This is a genomic window from Kitasatospora sp. NPDC004614 (genome assembly GCF_042873675.1).
In the GTDB taxonomy this organism is placed as follows: domain Bacteria; phylum Actinomycetota; class Actinomycetes; order Streptomycetales; family Streptomycetaceae; genus Kitasatospora.
The window spans coordinates 1,055,577-1,077,925 of record NZ_JBIALR010000001.1 but is presented as its reverse complement, the minus strand read 5'-3'; the positions used below and the strand labels follow the sequence as shown (position 1 = coordinate 1,077,925).

The 22,349-nt window shown below is 73.2% G+C and carries 18 protein-coding genes; 9 read left to right on the top strand and 9 right to left on the bottom strand.

Features of this window, described 5'->3' with window-relative positions; all coding sequences use genetic code 11:
• Positions 1 to 256: 256 nt before the first annotated feature.
• Positions 257 to 1,891, bottom strand: a complete 1,635-nt coding sequence (locus tag ACFYST_RS04715) for an ABC-F family ATP-binding cassette domain-containing protein (protein WP_387634309.1) — start codon at positions 1,889 to 1,891, stop codon at positions 257 to 259.
• A 429-nt stretch (positions 1,892 to 2,320) separates the two neighbouring features.
• Here ACFYST_RS04715 and ACFYST_RS04710 point away from each other — a divergent pair, with 429 nt between their 5' ends.
• Both ACFYST_RS04710 and ACFYST_RS04705 read left to right on the top strand, forming a co-directional pair.
• The gene (locus ACFYST_RS04710; protein ID WP_387859827.1) at positions 2,321 to 2,728 is read left to right on the top strand and encodes a carboxymuconolactone decarboxylase family protein; all 408 of its coding nucleotides are present in this window, start codon (positions 2,321 to 2,323) and stop codon (positions 2,726 to 2,728) included.
• Between the two features lie 66 nt (positions 2,729 to 2,794).
• Entirely contained in the window at positions 2,795 to 3,184 is a 390-nt protein-coding gene (locus tag ACFYST_RS04705; protein ID WP_387859825.1) for a hypothetical protein, read from the top strand.
• Positions 3,185 to 3,191: 7 nt separating this feature from the next.
• Here the strand turns inward: ACFYST_RS04705 and ACFYST_RS04700 are convergent, their stop codons facing one another.
• The 5 genes from ACFYST_RS04700 to ACFYST_RS04680 all read right to left on the bottom strand — a co-directional run bounded on the left by ACFYST_RS04700 (position 3,192) and on the right by ACFYST_RS04680 (position 9,191).
• Positions 3,192 to 5,660, bottom strand: a complete 2,469-nt coding sequence (locus ACFYST_RS04700) for a hypothetical protein (RefSeq protein ID WP_387859823.1) — start codon at positions 5,658 to 5,660, stop codon at positions 3,192 to 3,194.
• 185 nt (positions 5,661 to 5,845) lie between these two features.
• Complete coding sequence (locus tag ACFYST_RS04695) at positions 5,846 to 6,889, bottom strand: S66 peptidase family protein (RefSeq protein ID WP_387859820.1); 1,044 nt, start codon at positions 6,887 to 6,889, stop codon at positions 5,846 to 5,848.
• A gap of 109 nt (positions 6,890 to 6,998) precedes the next feature.
• On the bottom strand, positions 6,999 to 7,850 hold the full coding sequence (locus tag ACFYST_RS04690; protein WP_387859819.1) for a LysR family transcriptional regulator: 852 nt from the start codon (positions 7,848 to 7,850) through the stop codon (positions 6,999 to 7,001).
• Positions 7,851 to 7,883: 33 nt separating this feature from the next.
• On the bottom strand, positions 7,884 to 8,192 hold the full coding sequence (locus ACFYST_RS04685) for a hypothetical protein (RefSeq protein ID WP_387859816.1): 309 nt from the start codon (positions 8,190 to 8,192) through the stop codon (positions 7,884 to 7,886).
• Between the two features lie 57 nt (positions 8,193 to 8,249).
• On the bottom strand, positions 8,250 to 9,191 hold the full coding sequence (locus tag ACFYST_RS04680; protein ID WP_387859815.1) for a zinc-binding dehydrogenase: 942 nt from the start codon (positions 9,189 to 9,191) through the stop codon (positions 8,250 to 8,252).
• A gap of 123 nt (positions 9,192 to 9,314) precedes the next feature.
• Between ACFYST_RS04680 and ACFYST_RS04675 the strand changes: the two genes are divergently transcribed.
• Both ACFYST_RS04675 and ACFYST_RS04670 read left to right on the top strand, forming a co-directional pair.
• Positions 9,315 to 9,854, top strand: a complete 540-nt coding sequence (locus tag ACFYST_RS04675; protein WP_387859813.1) for a DUF4240 domain-containing protein — start codon at positions 9,315 to 9,317, stop codon at positions 9,852 to 9,854.
• Between the two features lie 35 nt (positions 9,855 to 9,889).
• Entirely contained in the window at positions 9,890 to 10,975 is a 1,086-nt protein-coding gene (locus ACFYST_RS04670) for a hypothetical protein (RefSeq protein WP_387859811.1), read from the top strand.
• Positions 10,976 to 10,982: 7 nt separating this feature from the next.
• Here the strand turns inward: ACFYST_RS04670 and ACFYST_RS04665 are convergent, their stop codons facing one another.
• Positions 10,983 to 11,789 carry a nucleotidyltransferase domain-containing protein gene (locus ACFYST_RS04665; protein WP_387859810.1) on the bottom strand — a complete coding sequence of 269 codons (807 nt, stop codon included), beginning with the start codon at positions 11,787 to 11,789 and terminating at the stop codon, positions 10,983 to 10,985.
• A gap of 205 nt (positions 11,790 to 11,994) precedes the next feature.
• On the opposite strand from ACFYST_RS04665, the gene ACFYST_RS04660 reads away from it, so the two are divergent.
• The gene (locus tag ACFYST_RS04660) at positions 11,995 to 12,474 is read left to right on the top strand and encodes a VOC family protein (protein ID WP_387634336.1); all 480 of its coding nucleotides are present in this window, start codon (positions 11,995 to 11,997) and stop codon (positions 12,472 to 12,474) included.
• 265 nt (positions 12,475 to 12,739) lie between these two features.
• A complete protein-coding gene (locus ACFYST_RS04655) occupies positions 12,740 to 14,215 on the top strand; it encodes a phospholipase D-like domain-containing protein (protein WP_387859807.1) in 1,476 nt (491 codons plus the stop codon).
• On the opposite strand, the gene ACFYST_RS04650 is transcribed toward ACFYST_RS04655, so the two are convergent.
• Positions 14,202 to 14,432: a hypothetical protein gene (locus ACFYST_RS04650; RefSeq protein ID WP_387634342.1), complete on the bottom strand. Its 231-nt coding sequence runs from the start codon at positions 14,430 to 14,432 to the stop codon at positions 14,202 to 14,204. The two genes, ACFYST_RS04655 and ACFYST_RS04650, sit on opposite strands and share 14 nt — an antisense overlap.
• A 13-nt stretch (positions 14,433 to 14,445) precedes the next feature.
• A complete protein-coding gene (locus ACFYST_RS04645; RefSeq protein WP_387859805.1) occupies positions 14,446 to 15,369 on the bottom strand; it encodes a MerR family transcriptional regulator in 924 nt (307 codons plus the stop codon).
• 398 nt (positions 15,370 to 15,767) lie between these two features.
• On the opposite strand from ACFYST_RS04645, the gene ACFYST_RS04640 reads away from it, so the two are divergent.
• The 3 genes from ACFYST_RS04640 to ACFYST_RS04630 all read left to right on the top strand — a co-directional run bounded on the left by ACFYST_RS04640 (position 15,768) and on the right by ACFYST_RS04630 (position 22,349).
• Complete coding sequence (locus ACFYST_RS04640; protein ID WP_387859803.1) at positions 15,768 to 19,802, top strand: Pls/PosA family non-ribosomal peptide synthetase; 4,035 nt, start codon at positions 15,768 to 15,770, stop codon at positions 19,800 to 19,802.
• A gap of 359 nt (positions 19,803 to 20,161) precedes the next feature.
• Positions 20,162 to 21,103, top strand: a complete 942-nt coding sequence (locus ACFYST_RS04635) for a transglutaminase-like domain-containing protein (protein WP_387859801.1) — start codon at positions 20,162 to 20,164, stop codon at positions 21,101 to 21,103.
• A gap of 106 nt (positions 21,104 to 21,209) precedes the next feature.
• Complete coding sequence (locus tag ACFYST_RS04630) at positions 21,210 to 22,349, top strand: alpha/beta hydrolase family protein (protein ID WP_387859800.1); 1,140 nt, start codon at positions 21,210 to 21,212, stop codon at positions 22,347 to 22,349.

Genomic DNA, 22,349 nt, shown 5'->3' with positions numbered 1-22,349 from the left:
ACCTGCGGCGGAATCCCACGGCCGACGGGCACCCAGGCCAAGTCAGCGGCCTGGCACGGCAGGTTGGGGGGAATGCGCGACCGGCCTCGAGCGATGGGCCGTGGCCGGCGCACCTACCCTCAGGCAGACGGGACGCCGAGCACGCGAACCAAGTCACGTGCGCGCGCGGCAGGTTGGGGCCGAAGAACTCGGCCGTGCTCGGCCTCCCGGCCCGCCCGGGCATGGCGCCACAGGCGGGCCGGGAGCCGACGGCACGTCACGCCGTCGGGGCCGCGACCTCCCGGAGGGCGCCGCCGGTCAGTTGCAGGCGGCGGTCGATGCCGATCTCGGCGAGGAACCGCTCGTCGTGGCTGATCACCAGGAACGCGCCCTTGTAGGCGTTCAGTGCGCTCTCCAACTGGCCGACGCCGACCAGGTCGAGGTTGTTGGTGGGCTCGTCGAGCAGCAGCAGCTGCGGGGCGGGCTCGGCGCACAGCACGCAGGCCAGGGTGGCGCGCAGCCGCTCGCCGCCGGACAGCACCCCGACGGGGAGGTGTGCGCGCGGGCCGCGGAACAGGAACCGGGCGAGCAGGTTCATCCGCTCCGCCTCCGGGCGCTCGGGCGCGAACTTGGCGAAGTTCTCCGCGACGGTGTGGCTCTCGTCCAGCAGGTCCAGGCGCTGCGAGAGGTAGGCGATCCGGCCCTCGCCGCGCCGCAGCTCGCCGCCGTCGGGGGTGAGCGCGCCGGTGATCAGCCGCATCAGGGTGGTCTTGCCGGCGCCGTTGGGGCCGGTCAGCGCGATCCGCTCGGGGCCGCGGACGACCAGGTCGATACCGGCGGGGGCGAACACCTCGCGGTCGCCGAGCCGGACCTGGAGGCCGGTGCCGTGGAACAGGGTGCGGCCGGCCGGCACCTGGGTGTCGGGCAGTTCCAGGCTGAGGCGCTGCTCCTCGCGCACCGCCCGCCCGGCCTCGTCGAGGCGGGCCTTGGCCTCGTCGACCCGGGCGGCGTGCACCTGCCCGGAGCGGCCTGCGGCCTCCTGCGCGCCGCGCTTCATGTTTCCGGCGAAGATCTTCGGCAGGCCGGCGTTCTTCAGGTTCTTCGCGGCGTTGCTGGCCCGCTTGTCGGCGCGCTCCCTGGCCTGCTGGGCCTCGCGCTTCTCCCGCTTCAGGTTCTGCTCGGCGTTGCGGACGTTGCGTTCGGCGACCTCCCGCTCGCCCCGGACGGCCTCCTCGTAGGCGGTGAAGTCGCCGCCGTAAAGGCGCAGTTCGCCGCCGCCGAGTTCGGCGATCCGCTCCATTCGGTCGAGCAGCGCGCGGTCGTGGCTGACCAGCAGCAGGCACCCGTTGAATTCGGACAGCACCTCGTACAGCCGGTGGCGGGCCTCCACGTCCAGGTTGTTGGTGGGCTCGTCGAGCAGCAGCACGTCGGGGCGGCGCAGCAGTTGAGCGGCCAGGCCGAGGGAGATCACCTGGCCGCCGCTGAGCGTGCTCAGGCTGCGGGTCATTTCGAGGTGGCCGAGGCCGAGGCGGTCGAGCTGGGCGCGGGTGCGTTCCTCGATGTCCCAGTCGTCGCCGATGGTGGCGAAGTGCTCCTCGGCGACGTCGCCGGACTCGACGGCGTCCAGGGCGCGGATCACCTCGGCGATGCCGAGCACGTCGGCGACCGTGAGCTTCCCGGTCAGCGGGAGGGTCTGCGGGAGGTACCCGAGCGTGCCGGAGACGGTCACCGAGCCTGCGGTGGGCTTGAGTTCACCGGCGATCAGCCGGAGCAGGGTGGACTTGCCGGACCCGTTCGGGGCGACCAGGCCGGTGCGGCCGGTCGGGACGGTGAACGACAGGTCGTGGAAGACCTGGGTGTCGTCCGGCCAGGAGAAGGACATGCTGGAGCAGACGACGGCGGCGTCGGACATGGTGAAGAGACCTCGAAGGTGCAAGAGGGCAGGGAACGGCCACTGCGAACAACCACTGCGAACGGGCCACTGCCCTGGGGAAACGGGCGAAAAAAGGGGTCGACGAAACGGACCACTCCGGCAGCGCTCCTGTGCGCCGGCCCGGTGGCCGTCAGATCCGGATCTCACCCGGAGATGTCGTCGTCACCCGCCACGTTTCTGTCCTTCGTCCCACGCGAAATCGCGTACCTACGGTGTCGCGGCGAGTGTAGCGCTTCCTCACGCCGGACGTCGCACCATTTTTTCCGTGGGGCAACTTCGCGGTAGCCGCTTCCCGTTGGGCCGGTCGGGTGTGCGGCGGCGGTGCCGGGCGGCTTCCGGGCCCCGCCGGTTGCGCTGCGCTGGCTACCGTGGCCTCCTGGCCGTCGGACAACCCCCGGGGAGCGGAACATGACCACGGATGACCGTCGCGAACGCTTCGAGCGGGGCATGGAGGTCCTCGCGCGCATCGACGGCGAGGCGGGCGAGCGGGTGGTGGCGGCGCTGGCGGACGTCTCCCCCGAACTGGTGCACCAGATCGCCGCCTGGGGGTTCGCCGAGATCTACTCCCGTCCGGCCCTGGCACCGCGCGACCGGCAACTCGTCACCCTCGGCATGCTCACCGCGCTCGGCGGCTGCGAGCCCGAGCTCGAGGTCCACGTGAACGCCGCGCTGAACGTCGGCCTGACGCCCCAGCAGATCGTCGAGGCCCTGCTGCACGCCGCCGCGTACTGCGGGTTCCCCCGGGCGATCAACGCCACCCTCGCCGCGAAGCGGGTCTTCGCCGAGCGCGGCCTGCTGCCCGTCCGCGAGGAGTGACGCCGGCGGGCGCGGGTAGCGTGGGCGGGCCGATCAGCACAGCCGCATCCGCAGGGAGACCGCCCTATGACCGAACCGGCCACCGAGCACTGGGAGTTCACCGACCACTGGCCCGCCGTGGGCTGCGGGCAGGACGCCGTCGCGGAGCTGCGGCGGCGGATCGCCGGGGGCCGGGCGGAGAACTGGCTGCGCAGTTCGCGCGGGCGGCAGTTGGCGGTGGTCTCCAACGGCGTGCGGGCGATGGTCATGCTGCTGGCCGCGCCGGGCGATCCGGGCGAGCACGCCGTCGATCCGGGCGCGGACGGCTGGAGCGACGGCTACCTGCTCGCCAACGGCCAGCAGGACGAGTACCCGGACGAGGACACCGTCCCGCTCTGCCGGGCGCTGCACCTCGTCCGGCACCTGCTGGACACCGGCACTCCGCCGCCGGACGTGCCGTGGTCCATCGACGGCTGATGGGCCGTCAACTGCCTGCCGCAGCACCGGCTTTCGCATCGGCGAGCTTCTGCAGGTAGCGTTCGGCGGCGCGCAGCTTGCGGCCGTCGGGGCCGGGCAGGTGGGCGCGGAGTTCGATGATCTCGGGGGCGATGCGGATCGCCTCGGCCGGGTCCTTGACGGCGCGCCAGCACGCCTCGGCGTTGGTGGCGGCGCGCTGGGTCTCGGGGTGCTCGGGGCCCTCGGTCTGGAGCATCGCGGTGGCGACCTGGCGGTACAACTCGGCTGCCAGCACCGGCAGTCCGGCCACCCGGGAGACATGCGCGCGGACCTGCCGGACCTGGAGCACCGCCGGGGCGAGGCTGCCGTGCACGGCGACCGCCTTGTTCTCCAGGGCGAGCGCGAGCGCCGCCGCGGTGGCGTGGTCGCCGGCCTCGGCGGCCCGGACGATCTGGCCGATCGCCTCCATGTAGTCGGTCGGCGGGGCCTGCTCGACCGCAACGGCCCGGGCAGCGGGCGCAGTTGCGGCAACCGGCACGACCGCGGAGGCAGGGGCGGGGGCGGGAGCCGTCTTCTCCAGTGGAACCGTCGCCGCCAACGGGTCGTGCTGGAGCGGCGGTTGACGCTTCTCCAGGGGCACGGTGGCCGCCAACGGGTCGTGCTGGACGGGCGGTTGGGCCTTCTCCAGCGGCACCATCGGGGCCGTCGCCTCGAGGTCGGGCAGCGGCAGGGTGGTGGCCAGCGCGCTCCCGCCGGGCAGCGGAACGGTCGACGCCAGCGGGTCGAACCACGGCCGGTCCTCGGCCGGTTCGGGCACCAGATCCGGCACTGGCATGAGCACGGGCGCGGGCACAGACCCCGGCGCGGGCGCGGACGCCGGTGAGGGCTCGGGCGCGGGCACAGGCGCAGGCGCGGCCTTGGCGAACTGCACGGCGTACGAATCGGCCGGTGCGGGCTCGGACTTGGCGAGCCTGACCAGCGGCGTGGTGGCGGTGTCGGCGGGGAGGTCCTTGCCGAGGCGGACGACGGGCTCGGGCGCGGCGGGCAGGCCGGCCGACTTGCCGAGGTCGACCAGCGGCGTGTCCGCCGAAACCAGCGGCGTATCCGCCGGAACCATCGGCGCGTCCGCCGGAACCATCGGCACACCGCGCACCAGCGAGACGATCATCCGACGCCGGGCGGGCGTCGCGGGGACGCCGGCCTTGCGCAGCGAGACCAGGACACGCGGCGTCCAGCCGGGGGCCATCCGGGGCCGGGCCGGTTCGGCAGGGCGCGCGGCGGAGGAGGCGGGCGGGGCGGTCGGGGCCGGCGGCGCGGTGGGCCGGGTGGTGGCGGGGTCGGCGGGGCCGATCTGCCGGGAAGTGTTGCGGAACCACGGCCGGTCGCCGGGGTGCGCGGTGATCACCACGGTGTCGGAGCGCAGCACCGAGTGGACCTGCTGGCGCACGAGCTCAGGGGTGAGCAGCTGCTCGGCGCCGGGGCGGCCGCGGTGCAGGGTCTCGATCAGCGCGCGGGTGAAGGTGCCGAGCTGGTCGGGGTCGTGGTTGACCACGGCCCACAACGGCACGCCCTCGCTGAGCTGTTGGCCGGCAGCGGAGACGAGTTGCGGCCACAGCACCGGGTCGGCGCTCAGGTCGCCGATCACCAGGGTGTCGAACTCGTTGACGCGGTGCCGCAGTTCGGTGGCGAGAGCACTCCACGGCAGGCTCTCGGACGCCTTGTTCTCGCGCAGCGACAGGTACATCTGGTCGCCGCGCCGGTCGGTGACCAGATGGCCGCCGAGGTGGATCAGCAGCGGCCCGGGGTGGCGGGCGGCTGCGCGCAGGTGGGCGAGGACGGTCTGCGGGTCGTTGGCGCCGGGCAGGTGGACGGCGTCGACCTGGTCGGCGGAGAGCATGATCTGCGGGGCGACGCCGGCCAGTGCGGCGGACAGTACGGAGGCGTGCGCGGCGCCGCCGCGGCCCCAGCGGCGGCCGCCGCCGTAGCCGCCCTCGATCACCAGGATGCGGCCGCGCAGGCCGCGGCCGATGCCGGTGACGGGTGCGGGAGTTGACGCGGTACCCGGCGCCTGGACGGGGGCGGGCGCGGCGGGCGGCGGCATGTCGGCGGTGATCACCGGGATCATGCTCGTCCAGCCGGTGCTGACCGGCGCGGGCGGCATCGCGGGCGGCGGCGGCACGGGCGTGCCGCCGGCCGGGGTCGCGGTGGGCGCGCCGTTCCGGTTGCCGCCGGGGGTGAGGTCCGGGGGCGCCGTGTTGACCCGTAGGTTGACCGAGGTGGCGAACGGGTCGTTGGCGGGCGGTGGTTCGGTGCCCTGTTTCGGGCCCGCAGGCTGGGTCGGCAGCTTGAAGGTGTCCTCCAGGTCGGCTGCCGCCGGCCCGTCTCCCGTCGTCGATGCCACATCAGCCACCGTCAGGTCACCGCCCCCGTCCGCCGCCTGCGCGACGTCGTGCCCGTTCGCCATGGTGCCCGGCACCACATTTCCGATCCCGGACACGATACGTGCTCGGCGGGTGGCCGGGCCAGGGCGGGTGGCCGGACCCGCCGCGACCCGCGCTGGTCGGCAAGGGTGTCGGACCCGCCGCGACCCGCGCTGGTCGGCAAGGGTGTCGGACCCGCCGCGACCCGCGCTGGTCGGCAAGGGTCTCGGGCGATCTTGCCGGGCGCGGGCCGCGGGCGGTTTCAGTAGGTGACGGTGATGCGGCGGGCCGGTCCGTCGACCCGGATCAGGCCGCCGTACGGGATCACCTGCTGCGGCGAGGTGTGGCCGAGATCCACGTCGAACACGGCCATGGTGTCCGGCGCGTACGTGTCGAGGGCGCGCAGGGCGCCTTCGCGCTGCTCGGCGCGGTACTGGGCGCGCTGCTCGGCGTTGTTGGGCTGCTCGAACGACCAGGCCATGGCGCGGCCGAACAGCACCGCCGGGAACTGGCGCAGCAGGCCGCGTTCACCGAGGTTGCGGAGCATCCGGAACACCTCGGTGCCGGAGGGCATCTCCTCGGACGTCTCCAGGACCAGCACGCAGCCCGCGTACGCCTCGACGGGCAGCAGGCGGTCGGCGGCGGCCATCCAGTGCAGGATCTCCAGGTTGCCGCCCCAGCTGACGCCTTCGACCACTCGGTCCGAGCGGGTCCAGTGGGTGCCGGTGGCGGGCTCGCTCGCGGGCATCCGTTCGAAGGTGGCCGGGTCCTCCCAGCGGCCGAGTTCGGTGCTGACGTCCTCGGCCTCGCGCAGCTCGAACTCGCCGCGCTCGAACAGCGCGGCGCGCAGCGAGGCCTCGGTGAGCGGGTCCAGTGCGCCGGGCCGGCCGAACTCGGTCATCACGGCGCCGCCGTGATAGGAGACCACGCCGTGCCGCCACAGGAAGTCCAGCAGGTTGGTGTTGTCGCTGAACCCGAAGAACGGCTTGGCGTGCGCCCGGATCAACTCCCCGTCCAGGTGCGGGATCACGCTGATCTGGTCCTCGCCGCCGATGCTGGCCAGGATCGCCGTCACACTCGGATCGGTGAACGCCGCGTGCACATCGGCGGCCCGCTCCTGCGGGCTCGCCCCGAGCTTGCGGGTGGTCGGGTATTCGACCGGCTCCAGCCCGAACTGCTCGCGCAGGCGGCGCAGTCCGAGCTCGTAGGGCAGTGGGAACATGCCCGGCCCGGCGAACGAAGGCGAGAGCACGGCGACCCGGTCACCGGGCCGGGGCTTGGGGGCATACATCGGCTGATCTGACATGTCGCGATGCTAGCGAAGCCCTCGGGCCCGCCACGACCGCATTTCCGCCCGGCCCGCGAGGACGCCACCCGATGAAGCTCGACCCAACTGCCCACCTCCCGGCTGAAGTTCAGCGACGGTACGCGGCCGTCGCGATCTCGACGAAGGAACGGATCAACGGGTTGGTGTCGCCTTCGTTCCACACGGCCACCACCCGGCTCGGCGGCATGTCTGTCAGCGGCACCACGGCCAGCTCCGCGGGCAGCTCGTGTCCGAGCGGCGCCAGGCCGACGGTGCCGTTCCACAGCACGGCCTGCTGGCACTCCTGGACGGCCCGCACCATCGGGCCCTCGCGTGGCTCGCCGCCGTTCCAGTACGACTGCCAGCGGGGGTCGGTGCCCGGCGGGAACTGGAACCAGCGGCGGTCGGCCAGCTCGGCCAGCCGCAGCCCCTCGCGGCGGGCCAGGGGATCGTCGGCGCGCAGGACCACGCCGACCGGGTCGGCCCGCAGCGCACGCACCGTCAGCGCGGTCTCGTCGAACGGCGTCCGGGTCAGCGCGACGTCCACCAGCCCGGCCCGCAATCCGCAGGTCGGGTCGGTCAGATCGGTGTCGCGGACCCGGATCTCGGTGCCGGGGTGACGCCGGCGGTAGGCGGCGGCCAGCCTGGCCACGCCCGGGTCGGCGCCGTCGCCCAGGATCCCGATGGTGAGCGTCGCGCCGCCGGCCGCCGCGCTCACCCGCCCCCGGACCCGGTCGGCGTGGTCGAGCAGGGCCCGCGCCTCCTCGAGCAGCACCGAGCCCACCGGGGTGAGCGCGACCCCCGCGGGCGAGCGGGTGAACAGCAACGCCCCGACCTCGGCCTCCAGTTGCTTGATCGCCCGGCTCAGCGGCGGCTGGCTCATGTGCAGTCGGGTCGCGGCCCGGCCGAAGTGGAGTTCCTCGGCGACCGCCACGAAGTAGCGCAAGGTCCGTAGCTCCACGCCGCCACGATACCCACGCGGCACCGGCCGGGATCAGACGCTCGCGGCGGTCAGCAAGGTGTCGATCCGCAGCCGCAGTTCGCGGTCCCCGGCTCCGGAGACGGTCACCATCAGCACCTCGGTGCCGACGGAGTGGGCGAGTTCGGCGTCCAGGGTGGCGGCCGAGCCGACGAGCGGATACGAGTACCAGGCGTCGGGATCCTCGTCGTCGGTGTCCCGGACGCCGAGCTCGACGGTCTCCCAGTCCGTCGCGTCGAAGGCGTACCCGGCATAGTGGGAGACCAACTCCAGGAAGGCGCGCAGGTTGTGGGCCAGGATCCACCCGGCAATCGGCTCGGTCACGTCCACCCCTTCATGAGGCGGCCAGTATCCCAGTCGGGGCGGACGGGCGCGCCCCGCCTACACGTCCAGCAGGGTCTTGCCGAGCGTGGCCCGCGACTCGATCGCGCGGTGGGCGTCCGCCGCCGCGGCGAGCGGGAAGCGGCGGCCGATGACCGGGCGCAGCCGGTGCGCGGCGGCGTCGGCGAGGACGGCGGTGGTGGCGGCGCGGATGGTGTCGGGGGTGGGGCGCAGGGTGAGGACGGTGAGGCGGCGGGCCTCGGTCTCGGCGGGCGGGAGGTCGGTCCAACTGCCGCCGGACAGACCGTAGCTGAGGAGGTGGCCGCCGGGGCGGAGCAGGGTGGTGGCGGTGCGGCCGAGGGTGCCGCCGACGCCGTCGAGGACGAGGTCGACGGGGGCGGTGCCGGCGGTCCAGCCGGGGCGCAGGTAGTCGAGGGTTTCGGCGGCGCCGAGTTCGGAGGCCAGGACGAGTTTGGCGGGGCCGCCGGCCGCGGCGACGACGTGCAGGCCGGCGTTGGTGGCGAGTTGGACGAGCAGGGTGCCGACGCCGCCGGCGGCGGCCAGTATCAGGACGCGGGCGCGGGCGGCGGGTGCGGCGGTGTCCAGCAGCATGCGGGCGGTGCGGCCGTCGGCGAGGAGCGCGGTGGCGTCGTCCAGGTTGAGCGCGTCGGGGACGAGGTGCAGGCCGGCAGCGGGGACGGCGGCGCGTTCCGCGTAGCCGCCGCTGCCGCCGGTGGTGGAGATGACGCGGCGTCCGAGCAGCGCGGTGTCGACGCCGGGGCCGACGGCGGCGACGGTGCCGCCGACGCCGTTGCCGGGGATCATCGGCAGTGCGCCGGTGAACGGCCCGAACCCGGTGGCGCGGAACTGGGTCTCGACGAAGGTCAGGTTGGCGTGCGCGACGTCGATCAGGACCTGCCCCTCCCCCGCCACCGGGTCGGGCGCCTCGCCCGGTACCAGGACCTCCGGCCCGCCGAACTCCCGCAGCCACACCGCCCGCATCGCCTCTCCCCTCCTCGTTCGGCCGGACGTCCCGGCCGCCGGGGCCCATCCTGCAAGTTCAAGCGCTCTTGAGGTCAAGGGCCGCCCGCGGAAGTGTCCTAGCAGCGTGCGAGCATGCCGGGCATGAACGTGAACGCTTTCTGGGAACTGGTGGAGTCGACTCGGGCCACCTCCCCGTGCGACCGCGCCGAACAGCTGACCGAGCGGCTGGCGCAGCTCCCGACGGACGAGGTGCGGGAGTTCCAGCTGCGCCTGGACGAGGTGCGGGCCCCGCTGGACACCATGGCCACGGTCGCGCTGGCGAAGCTGGTCGGGCCTGGCTTCCTGAGTGACGACACCCTCTGGTACTTCCACGCCTGGCTGATCGGCCTCGGCCGCGACGCCCACCGGCTCGCCGTGCACGACCCGGACGCCCTCGCCGGCCTTCCCGAGTTCCGCGCCCTGGCCGCCCGGGCCGAGCGCTTCGTGCCCGACTGGGAGGCGCTCGACTACTGCGCCGCGCAGGCCTGGGAGGAACTGACGGGCGAGGAGGACGGCCTGGAGGAGTCGCTGCTCGCCCAGGGCCACGAGAGCCCGCTGAACGCCGAACCGGAGGGCGAACTCTGGACGGCCGAGCAGACCGCGGCCCGCCTGCCGAAACTCACCGCACTTTTCGCTTCCTGACGGACTGTCAGTCGGCCCGCCTACTCTCGACCCCCATGACCACCATCGAAGACCCCGCGTGGCGCGACAACCCCCGGTTGAACGACTGGCTGGCCGCCGGACGGGAGGCGTTCCCCGCCTGGGCCGAACTCACCGGCGGGGGCTGGGACTTCGGCACGGACTCGCTGGCCCGGCTGGAGCGGGTGATCCGCGAGCGGTACCCGGACCGGGAGCAGGCGGACGCGGACTGGAACGGTTCCTTCCTGACCGCGGCGGCGTGGTACCTCGGCGAGGTGCACGTCCGCAACTACGGTGCGCTGTGGCAGTGTTCGCCCGAATCGCGCCCCTTCCTGGGCAGGGAGATCCATCCGCTCGTTCAACTGCCGCGGGAGGCGCTGGACGAGGAGGAGGCGGAAGAGCTGGCCGAGGCCGAGGAGTTGTGCGAGGACGACTTCCCGCTCTGCGCCCCGATCGACCTGGTGGTCGCGGTGGCCGACCCGGCTTCGACCTACCCGCTGACGGAGACGCTGGAGGGCTACGCGTTCTGGGAACCGGCGGTCGAACGGGCCCTGGAGCTGGCCCGCATCCACCGCCCGCAGAATCCGGGCAGCCGGCCCCGGCCCGACGCGCCCGGGGTGCTCGACCCCGGGCGGCCCGGCCAGGACCTCGCCCACTGGCTGGCGGTGCGCGAGGAGGCGTTCCCGCTCTGGGCGCGGGCCACCGGCCGGGAGGCTGAACTCGACTTCTCCGAGCACTCGTTGGAGATACTCGAGGAGGTCCTGCGGCAGCGCATCCGCGCCCTCGGCCTGGCCGACAGGCTGGACGTCCTGGAGGCGTCGCTGCGGCACGGACTGACCGTGCTCCCCTACTCGCACCGCCTGTTCGACGACCCGGTCTTCGACTGCGCCCTCTGGTACCTCGGCGAGACCGGCTGCCGCGCCCGGGGCGCCCGCTGGCTCCCGCTGCGCGCGAACCTGGACGTCGACCCCGTCACCGTCCGCCAGTTGGCGGTGGCCCGGATCGACCGCCGGATCGGCCCGCGACTGGAGCTGACCGCCGCCGTCCAGAGCTGCCTGCGCGACCGCACCGACCCGGACGACGGCTACCGCCCGCTGCTCCACGCACTCGCCGACCTCGGCTGAACTCCCGTCACTCCAGCGCCCGTTCGATCGCCGTCCGGGTGAACTGCCGGGCCTGCTCGGCGCGTTGGTCACGTTCGTCGGCGGTGATCGGCAGCGGCGTGCCGTAGCGCCGGGCGACGATGTCCGCGACCAGCTCCGACGGGGCGCCCAGGGGCGGCAGTTGGGCGATCGCCTCGCGCTTGGTCACCAGGCGACTCTCGCGCAGCGCGATGGTGGCGCGGGCGGCAGTGATCGGCCCGAAGTCCACCCAGATGTCGTGCTGCCACGGCCCGGGGCGGTCGGTGACCGGGTACCAGTAGGTGCGCAGGTCGGCGCGGAGGTGCGCGTGCAGCTCCGGGTCGCCGACCGGCGGCAGCAGCACGTCCGGGGCGGCGCCGGCCAACCGCAGCCCGCCGTCCAGGAGTTCACGCCGGGTGATGACGGTGACCGGCCGGTCCATCGGCTCGCCCTGGGCGAAGGTGAAGTGGTCGGCGGCCGGGTCGGCGAGCGCGTCCTGCGGCAGGTAGGTGCAGTGCAGCTTCTCCGCGCCCGGCCGCTCGGCGATCAACTCCTCGTGCAGCAAGGACAGTTCGGTGCGCAGCCGGGTGTCCGGCGCGGTCGGCAGGACGGCGATCAGGTCGAGGTCGCTGCGGCCGTGCCGGTAGTCGCCGAGCGCCAGCGAGCCGTGCACCCACAACGCGGTGACGGGGGTCGCGGCGTGCAGGCGGGCGGTGAACTCGGCCAACAGCGGTGCGGCGAGGGCGCGTTGGGCCGGATCGTTGACGGCCTGTTCGGCGGCGGTGGGCAGGGCGGCGACGGGATCCGAGGACGTCATGGCCCCGACTCTGGCACGGCGCCCGCCCGCTCGTCCCGCTTTCGCGCCCCGCGTCGCCGCTGCGGCGTGCCGCCTCCGCCCCGCGATGCCCGCCGTGGCGCGCCGCCCGGGTTCGCCGCGCCTGCGGGGCTAGCGTCGGGTGAACAAGGCCCTGACCAGCGACGAAAGCCGGCGACAAGCGCCGGCGACGAAAGGTGCGCCCCCGATGGCGGAGAAGATCAGCACGTTCCTGTGGTTCGACAACCAGGCCGAGCAGGCGGCCGAGTTCTACGTGTCGGTGTTCCGGGATGCCCGGGTGACCGGCGTGAAGCGGTACTCGGAGGCCGGTCCGGGCCCGGCGGGCAGCGTGATGCTGGTGTCGTTCGAACTGTTCGGCCGGGAGTACCGGGCGCTGAACGGCGGGCCGATGTTCACCTTCAACGAGGCAATCTCGCTCCAGGTGGACTGCGAGGACCAGGCCGAGGTGGACCGCTACTGGGAGCTGCTGACGGCGGACGGCGGGCAGCCCGGCCAGTGCGGGTGGCTGAAGGACCGCTTCGGCCTGTCCTGGCAGATCGTGCCGCGCCGGATGATCGAGCTGCTGGAGGACCCCGATCCGGAGCGGGCGAACCGGGCGATGACCGCGATGCTCGCCATGACCAAGCTCGACCTCCCCGCGCTGGAGGCCGCGGCCGACGGCCGGTGACCCACGGGCAGCAGGCGGCGGCCACGTCGGCCCGCCAGCGGCAGACGGCAGGCGGCAGGCGGCAGGCGGCAGGTTCGAACGCGTGATGGCCCGTCCGAACGCGCGACGGCCCGTCCGGTCAACGGTTTGCAGGGTCCCGGTAAAAGTATTCCTGTTCAGCGGCCTGTCATGTCCAGCCCCTTCTGATCGGCCGTCAGGACGTGTCTTACTGGGCGGCGCTACGCGCGTCACTTCCGTACGTGCACCGGACTGCTGGAGCCCCGCCATGAGCCTCACCCGCCGCCTGCTGCGCACCCTCGCCGCCGGTGCCACCGTCGCCGCCACCGCGCTGGCCCCCGTCACCGCCGGGCACGCCGCCACCGGCACCTACACGCTGGTGGTCCTGCCCGACCAGGGCGAGAACGCGATCTACAACCTGGTGAACTCGGCCACCAAGTCGGTCGACGTGACCATCTACGAGCTGCGCGACACCAACCTCACCACGGCGCTGGTGAACCGCCAGAAGGCCGGCGTGACCGTCCGGGTGGTGATGGACCCCAACCACAGCACGGTCAACAGCGCCGCGTACAACGCGCTGACCGCCGGCGGGGTGAGCGTCGTCTATTCGTCCTCCTCGTTCACCTACACCCACCAGAAGACCATCACGGTGGACGGCGCCAAGTCGTACATCTCCACCGGCAACTTCGACACCACCTACTACGCCACCTCCCGCGACTACGGCGTGCTCGACACCGACCCGGCCGACGTCGCCGCGACCGAGCAGGTCTTCAACGCGGACTACGCGCACACCGCCATCACCCCGTCCGACGGCACCGACCTGGTGTGGTCGCCCACCGACTCGCAGAACCGGCTGCTCGCGCTGATCAACGGCGCCCAGCACAGCCTGGACGTCGAGCAGGAGGAGTTCGGCGACACCGCGCTGGTCAACGCGATCGTCGCCGCCGAACAGCGCGGTGTGACGGTGCGGGTGGTCGCCGAGGACACCTCCGCCAAGTACACCGCGCAGTTCAACCAGGTCACCGCGGCGGGCGGAAAGGTCACCACGTACACCAGCAGCACCGGCTTCTACGTGCACGCGAAGGCGATCGTCGCGGACTACGGCACCTCGAGCGCGAAGGTGTTCGCCGGGTCGGAGAACTTCTCCGACAACTCGCTCAACCACAACCGCGAACTCGGCCTGATCATCGCCGACCCGGCGGTGATCTCCGGCATCGAGTCCACCTTCACCGCCGACTTCAACCGCGTCCCGAGCACCGGCGGCACCACCCCGCCGCCCACCGGCGGCTGCACGGCCGCCCAACTGCTCGGCAACCCCGGCTTCGAGACCGGGGCCCTGGCTCCCTGGACGGGCACCGCCGGCACCCTCAACAACACCAGCACCGAGCCCGCCCACACCGGCAGTTGGGACGTCTGGCTGGACGGCTACGGCACCGCCCACACCGAGACGCTCACCCAGACCGTCACCGTCCCCGCCGGGTGCACCGCGACGCTCAGCTACTGGCTGCACGTCGACACCGCCGAGACCAGCACCACCACCGCCTACGACAAGCTCACCGTCACCGCCAACGGCACCACCGTCGCCACCCACTCCAACCTCGACCACAACACCGGCTACACGCAGCACACCGTCGACCTCTCCGCCTACGCGGGCCAGAGCGTCACGCTGACCTTCACCGGTGTCGAGGACTACCAGAAGCAGACCTCGTTCGTCCTCGACGACCTGGCCCTCAACCTCTCCTGAAGCGCGGCCGGCACCTGGGCTCCCAGTACCCCTCCAGCGGGTACCGGGAGCCGTCGGCGCGGATGACGGCCGGCCGTGGACCGGTGAGCTCGACCCGGTCCCCGGCGGCCAGGAACAGCGGGCGGGGCAGGACGAAGGCGTAGGCGTTGTCGTTCTCGAACTCGTTGATCAGAACGAGCCGCGAGGCCGCGACGGTTCCGTTGTCGGTGAGGTGCATGCGAAGCAGTGTGTCAGGCCGGGATGCGGACGGCCAGGGCGCGGGCGAACCAGGCGAGGGCCGGGGCCGAACTCTCCTGGGGCGTCCAGCCGTTGATCACCGCGAGCAGCCGCAGGTAGCGCTCGCGGCGCGGATCGTTCGCGGCCTCCAGCCTGGCCAGCAACTGCCGGCGCAGCTCGGCGTCGTCCGGGCGGCCCCGGAGCTCGGCGTACTGGGCGGTGACGGCCGCGACCACCGGATCGGCCTGCGCGGAGACGGGGTCGAGGTCCAGGGCCGACCCGACCCGGTCGCGGACCAGCGCGACCGGGTCCCTGCGCGGCGCGGCCGGGCCCCGATCCGCAGCGTGGTGCCGCGCCAACTCCCGTACGGCCGCCTGGAATTCCCGGTCCTGGGTGAGCTCCGCCAACTCCACCCACGCCTCGACCTGTTCGGTGTTCGGCTCCTCGGGCAGTTCGGGAGTCAGCGAGCGCATGATCCCGGCGAACTCCGGGGCGGAGCCGAGGCTACCGAAGACGGCATCGAGGAACTCCCCGACCAGCCTTCGCCGTTCGGCCTCGGAGAGCGTGGCCAGTCTGTGCATGAGATCCATCTCCTCAGGGGATGCCCCGCGCCTGGCCACCGCCGTCAGCACCGCCCGCCGCAACCGCAGCGTCCGGATCTGTACGTCCAACGCCTCGGCGTGCGCCGCCGCGACGTCGCCCAGCGACAGCTCCCGGTCCACCACTTGCCGGATCGTCGGAAGCCCGAGTCCCAGCTCGCGCAGCGTCCGCACCAACTCCAGCCGCGCGACGGCCTCGGCGCCGTACCAGCGGTGCCCGGCCGGGGTACGGCCGGTTGGCGGCACGATGCCCCGATCCGCGTAGAACCGAACGGTCTTGACCGTCAGCCCGGCCCGCCGGGCCAGTTCACCGATCGAATAGCGCGTGTCGCCTGTCATGCCGCCCACTCTGGCCCCTCCCCCTACGGGAGGAGCAACCCTGCACCCACACTTCCCACCGTGAGCTCCTTCAGCTTTGGGAAGGATGCTCACTACACGAATGGATCTTGTGACGCAGGTCGCTTGTGGTTTCTTTAAGGTTTCCGGCCATATTTTATTAAGGGTTTATCACCCATTAAGGTCTGATTCACATGTGACCGCCGCCACCCCACCGCCGAGCCTTCCGACTCGGATGAGAAATTGCTTTGATTCCACGCTTGCGTGCGCGGCGAGCGCCGGCTTCAGGCAATGTGAATGAGCGCGCTGTCCGTCCCGGAAGATCGCGTGCCGTTGTTCCGCTGCGGTACTCGGCCCCGTCAGTTCGTATTCGGCAGTTCAGCGACTCGAGGAGATACCCCATGGCTGCGAGCCACGACCCGGTGCCCACCGCGCATCCGCACCGGTCCGCTCGTGAGGTCGCCGTCTGGCCCCTGACCCCGGTGCCCCAGGCGCGCACCCTGCTCGACATCCTGATCGCCACCGCACAGGCGTTTCCCGGGGCCCCGGCCCTGGACGCCGGCGGCGCGGTGCTCGACTACCAGGCGCTGCTCCACGAGGTGAGCACCCTGGCGAACTGGCTCAACCAACGGGGGATCGGCGCCGGCGACCGGGTCGGCGTCCGAGTTCCCTCCGGCTCCGCCGACCTGTACGTCTCGATCCTCGCGGTGCTCGCCGCCGGCGCCGCCTACGTGCCGGTGGACGCCGACGACCCCGACGAGCGGGCCGAGATGATCTGGCAGGACGCCCGGGTCTGCGCCGTGATCGGCGCCGGCCGGCAGGTCGCCCTGAACGGGGCCGTCCCGCCCGCCGGCCGGGCCGCCGGGCCGTCGCCGGACGACGACGCCTGGATCATCTTCACCTCCGGCACCACCGGCCGCCCCAAGGGCGTGGCGGTCACGCACCGCTCCGCCGCCGCCTTCGTGGACGCCGAGGCGCGGATCTTCCTCCAGCAGCACCCGCTCAGTCCGGGCGACCGGGTGCTGGCCGGCCTCTCGGTCGCCTTCGACGCCTCCTGCGAGGAGATGTGGCTGGCCTGGCGTCACGGCGCCTGCCTGGTCCCGGCCCCGCGCTCACTGGTCAAGGCCGGCACGGACCTCGGCCCCTGGCTGGTCGAGCGCGCCATCACGGCGATCTCCACCGTACCCACCCTGCTCGCGCTCTGGCCCCAGGAGTGCCTGGACCGGGTACGGCTGATCATCGTCGGCGGCGAGGCCTGCCCGCCCGACCTGGTGCACCGGATCGCCGCCCCGCACCGCGAGTTCTGGAACACCTACGGCCCCACCGAGACCACCGTGGTCGCCACCGCCGCCCGGATGCTGCCCGGCGAACCGGTGCGGATCGGCGCCCCGCTGGACGGCTGGCAGCTCGCCGTCGTCAACGAGGTCGGGCACCCGGTCGGCTGGGGCGAGACCGGCGAACTGCTGATCGGCGGCATCGGCACCGCCCGCTACCTGGACCCGGCCAAGGACGCGGAGAAGTTCACCGCCCACCCCGCGCTGCCCGGCGGGCGGGTCTACCGCAGCGGCGACCTGGTGGTCGCCGACCCGCGCGGCCTGATCTTCGTCGGCCGCGCCGACGAGCAGGTCAAGCTCGGCGGCCGGCGGATCGAACTCGGCGAGGTGGACGCCGCACTCCAGGCGCTGCCCGGAATCCGGGCCGCCGCCGCGGCCGTGCGCACCAACCCGGCCGGCACCCAACTGCTGGTCGGCTACCTGGTGCCGCACCCCGGGGTGGATCCCGACCTCACCCTGGCCCGCAAACTCCTCCAGGAACGTCTGCCGGCCGCCCTCGTCCCGCTGCTCGCCGCCGTCGACCAGCTGCCCACCAAAACCTCCGGCAAGGTCGACCGCAACGCCCTGCCCTGGCCGCTGCCCGGCCTCGGCCAGGGCGACGGCGGCCACCGGGCCCCACTCACCGGCACCGCCGGCTGGCTCGCCGAACAGTGGGAGGCCACCCTCGGCCTGCCGGTCCGGGCCGACAGCGACTTCTTCGCGCTCGGCGGCTCCAGCCTGGTCGCGGCCCGGCTGATCTCGGTGCTGCGCGCCAGGTTCCCCGGCCTCTCGGTCGCCGACCTGTACGCCAACCCGGTGCTCGCCGACCTCGCCGCCCTCCTGGACGGCCAGGACAGCGGACCGGTGCCCGCCGCCGTACTGGACGGCCAGGACAGCGGACCCGGCCGGCAGCGCCAGGTCCGCCGCACCCCGCGCCGGGCCGCGATCGGCCAGACGCTGGTGCTCGCCGTCCTCTACACCGTCACCAGCGTGCGCTGGGTACTCGCCGTCGCCGGGGTCGACAACCTGATGGGCGGCCGGCTCGACTGGGCCCCGCACACCCCCTGGTGGTTGATCATCACCGGCCTGCTGCTGTTCTCCAGCTCCATCGGCCGGCTACTGCTGACCGCCCTCGGCGCCCGGCTGCTCACCGCCCGGCTGCGCCCCGGCAGCTACCCCCGCGGCGGCCTGGTCCACCTGCGGCTCTGGGCCGCCGAGCGGGCCGCCGTGGCGTTCGGCGCCGGCGACCTGATCGGCACCCCGTGGGCCCGGCACTACGCCCGGCTGCTCGGCTGCGAGGTCGGCCGGGGCGCCCACCTGCACGCCCTGCCGCCGATCACCGGCCTGGCCCGCTTCGGCGCCGACTGCGCGGTGGAACCAGGCGTGGACCTGGCCGGCTGGTGGCTGGACGGCGACCTGCTGCACATCGGCTCGATCGAGATCGGCGCCGGCGCCCGGATCGGCGCCCGGACCACCCTGATGCCCGGTGCCCGGATCGGCGCCGCCGCCGAGGTCGCCCCCGGCAGCTGCGTGCTCGACGCCGTCCCGGCCGGGCAGCGCTACCACGGGACGCCCGCCCGCCCCAGCAGCGAACCGGGCGAACCCTGGCCCGCCGCGGGCCGGGCCCGCCGCCGCGGGGGCTTCTGGAACCTCGCCTACGGCCTCGGCCTGTTCGGCTTCACCCTGCTGCCGCTGCTCGCCGCCGTACCCGGGCTGCTGGTGCTCTACCCGATGCTCGACACCGACCGCACGCTCGGCAGCGCGATGCTCCAACTCGTGTCCTTCAGCCTCGAGTTGACGGTCATGACCCTTGCGGTCTACGCGCTGCTGCTGGTGCTGCTGATCCGGATCTTCAGCGTGCCGATCAAGCCCGGCCACCACCCGGCGCACGGCAAGGTCGCCTGGTGCGTCTGGGCCGTCAACCGGCTGATGGACACCGCCCGCCGCACCCTCTTCCCGTTCTACGCCAGCCTCTTCACCCCGGTCTGGCTGCGGCTGCTCGGGGCCAGGATCGGCAGCCGGGTGGAGGCCTCCACGGTGCTGGCGCTGCCCGGTCAGATGTCCGTGGACGACGGCGCCTTCCTCGCCGACGACACCCTGATCGCCCCGTTCGAGGTGCGCGGCGGCTGGCTGCGGGTCGGCCCGTCCCACGTCGGCCGGCGGGCCTTCGTCGGCAACTCCGGCATCGTCGGCGCCGACCGCGAGCTGCCCGACCGGGCCCTGGTCGGGGTGCTCTCCGACGCGCCCGCCAAGGCCGCGCCCGGCTCCTCCTGGCTCGGCCGGCCCGGCATCGAACTGCCCCGGGTGGCCGACCAGGCCGACGAGGGACGCACCTACGACCCGCCGCGCCGGCTGGTGCTGGCCCGGGCCGGCGTGGAACTGTGCCGGCTGCTGCCGGTGGTGCTCACGGTGATCCTGGGCGACCTGGTCTTCGGCGCGCTCCAGGAAGTCATCGACCGGGACGGCCTGGCCGCGGCGCTGGCCGTCGGCGGAATCGTGCTGGCCGGCGCGACCCTGGCCGCCTGCCTGGTCACCACACTCGCCAAATGGCTGCTGGTCGGCCGCTTCCGCAGCGGCGAACACCCGCTCTGGTCCAGCTTCGTCTGGCGCAACGAGCTCTACGACACCTTCGTCGAGGAACTGGCCATGCCCTGGGGCGGCCGGACCCTGCTCGGCACGCCCTACCTCAACCTGTGGCTGCGCAGCCTCGGCGCCAAGATCGGCCGCGGCGCCTGGTGCGAGACGCACTGGCTGCCGGAGGCCGACCTGGTCACCGTCGGCCCCGGCGCCAGCGTCAACCGGGGCACCGTGCTGCAGACCCACCTGTTCCACGACCGGGTGATGCGGCTCGGCACCGTGAAGCTGGACGAAGGTGCCACCCTCGGACCCAACTCCATCGTGCTGCCCGGCGCCACGATCGGCGCCGGCGCCTCGATCGGCGGGGCCTCCCTGGCCATGCGCGGCGAGTCGCTCCCGGCAAGCACCCGATGGATCGGCAACCCGGTCGCCGCCTGGCCGACCCCACACCCGACCGGCCCGCCCCAGCAGACCCACGAACGCCGGCCACCGGTTCGCCGCCAGACCCCGAGGCACCGCGCCGGAGCCAGGCCGGCCGCACGTTGAGCCGGTAACTCCCGAACGCGAAGCGGAAATCCACGGGCGGGCGACGTTCCACACCGCAGGGTGCGAAACATCGCCCGCCCGTACCGCGTACGCGCCGACGGGCTGCGGCTGCGGCCGGGAACCCCAATCCCGCCCCCGCACCCGCGCCCAACTCCGCACCCGCCGCACCGGCACCCCCCTCGCCGAACTCCTCACCCGGGCCGGCCCGTTGGAGACCCACTGACCGGGCGGGCGGTCGTGGGCAAGCTGGGAACCGGAAGGGCATCTCGCGTCTGGACAAATTCCGGGAGATTTTGACACCGTGAGGCGCGCCGGCCCGGCAATCGAACATGCGACCGAAGCCTTCCGGGAGTCCAGCCATGCCATCCGTCCGTCTCGCCGCCGACGCCACCGCCTTCTACACCGAGCAGAGCGCCTTCTCCGACCCCGGCGACCTCGCCCCGCGCTACGCCGCACTTCCCACCGATCCCGCCGAACTCGCCCGCATCGCACGCGACTTGATGATCCACCGCCTGGAGGGCGGGCAGTTCCGTTTCACCCTCCCCCGGGACCGTCTCCACAACGACGCCGAAACCCGCTACCTCGACGACATCCTCCGGCTGATCCTCGAGCGGAACGACGCCCCGCTGACGCAGCCGCGTGCCACCGGCGACCGATTCGTCGGCGTCTGCCGCGACTTCGCGTTGCTGCACTGCTCATTCCTGCGCCACGCGGGCATCCCGGCCCGCGTGCGGTACGGCTTCGCCGACTACCTCGGCACGGACGGCTTCCACGCCGATCACATGGTGACCGAGTACTGGGACAGCGAGCGGGGCTGGCTGCTCGCCGACGTCCAGGCGGCCGACCCGGCGATCGCGGCCGCGTGGAACCTCGACTTCGACCCCATGGACGTTCCGCGCGAGCGTTTTCAGGTCGCGGGCAAGGTCTGGCAGGCCGTCCGCGCGGGCGAGGCCGACCCGAAGGCGTTCGGGCTGCACCCGCCGCAGGTGGGGCCGATGTGCGGGGAGTGGTTCGTCGCGGGGTGCGTCCGGCTGGATCTCGCGGCGCTGAACAAGGTCGAAACGCTGCTGTGGGACGTCTGGGGCACGGGGGCGGGCAGCGACGCGGACATCACCGACGCGATGCGTGAACTCTACGACCGGGCCGCACTCGTGGCCTCCGACGACGTGCCGTTCGACGCCGCGCGGGCGCTCTTCACGCAGCACGACGGACTGCGGGCGCCGAGGACGGTACTGTCCCTGGCGCCCCTCAACGGCCCGCGCGAAGTGGCCCTGCGCCGAGCCCCGCTCGGCCTCCGGTAAGGAGGTCGCGGGCGCAACAGGCCAACTCCGTTGCGCCCTCTACAACTTGGCGGCACCCTCGGCCTACGCTGGCCGGACTCAACAGCCGAGTCGCCGAGGATGACACATGATCAAGCGTCGCTCACTGTTCGCTCTCGCCGGTCTGGGCGGGGCCGCCGCCCTGCTGCCGGCCGGGCCTGCCCTGGCGGATTCGCCGCAGCCCATCGACCTGCCCTCGCCGACTGTCGGCCGGCCGGTCGGTACCGTCAGTCTGCACCTGGTCGACCACGGCCGGCCCGACCCGTTCGAACCCGCCTCCGGGGCACGCGAGTTGATGGTGCAGTTCTGGTACCCGGCGCGGGGTACCGGGGACCAGGGCCGGGCGTCGTACACGACCCCGCGGGTCGCGGCCGCGCTCGAAGGTTTTCTGCTGATCGACCCGGGCACGTTGTCGCGGATCCGGCCCACCGCCCACGCCGGCGCCCCCGTCCACCCGGGCCCGCTGCCGCTGCTGCTGTTCGGGCACGGGCGGAAGGGTGGGCGCAGCAACTGCACGGCGTTGGCGGAGGAGTTGGCCGCGCACGGCTACCTCGTCGCCGCCATTGACCACACCTACGACGCCACCGCCGTGGAGTTCCCGGACGGCCGGGTGGTGTACAGCTCGTTGTCGGACGATCCGCCGGGCAATGACGGCCCGGACCGGCAGCAGATCGCCGCACGGGTCGGCGATCTGCGCTTCGTGGTCGACGAACTGACCGGCGGCCGGCTGCCGTTCCGGGTCGACGGCGGGCGAATCGGGGTGCTCGGCCACTCCATGGGCGGGGCCGCTGCGGCCGAGGCGCTGCGGCAGGACTCCCGGCTGCGGATCGGCCTCGACCTCGACGGCGGCCTGTTCGGTTCGTCCGTTCCCGAACTCGGGCTGGACCGGCCGTTCCTGCTGCTCACCTCGCTCGAGGACCACGACACCTGGCGGCGCTGGCGCGAGCACCACCGGGCCTGGGGACGTCAGCTCCGGACCCGGGGCGCGGGCCACCTCACCTTCACCGACCTGCCGCACGCCGCCGGGCCGGGCCACCTCGCCGACCGCCTTCCCGCCGAGGTCTACGCCGGCCTCTTCGGCACCCTCGCCCCGGCCCGCGCCACCGAACTCACCCGCGCGTACGTCCGCGCCTTCGCCGACCGCTTCCTGCGCGACTGCCCCGCCCCGATCCTCGACGGACCGTCCCCGCGGTACCCGGAGATCGAGTTCCGCTGGAGCGTCCAGTAG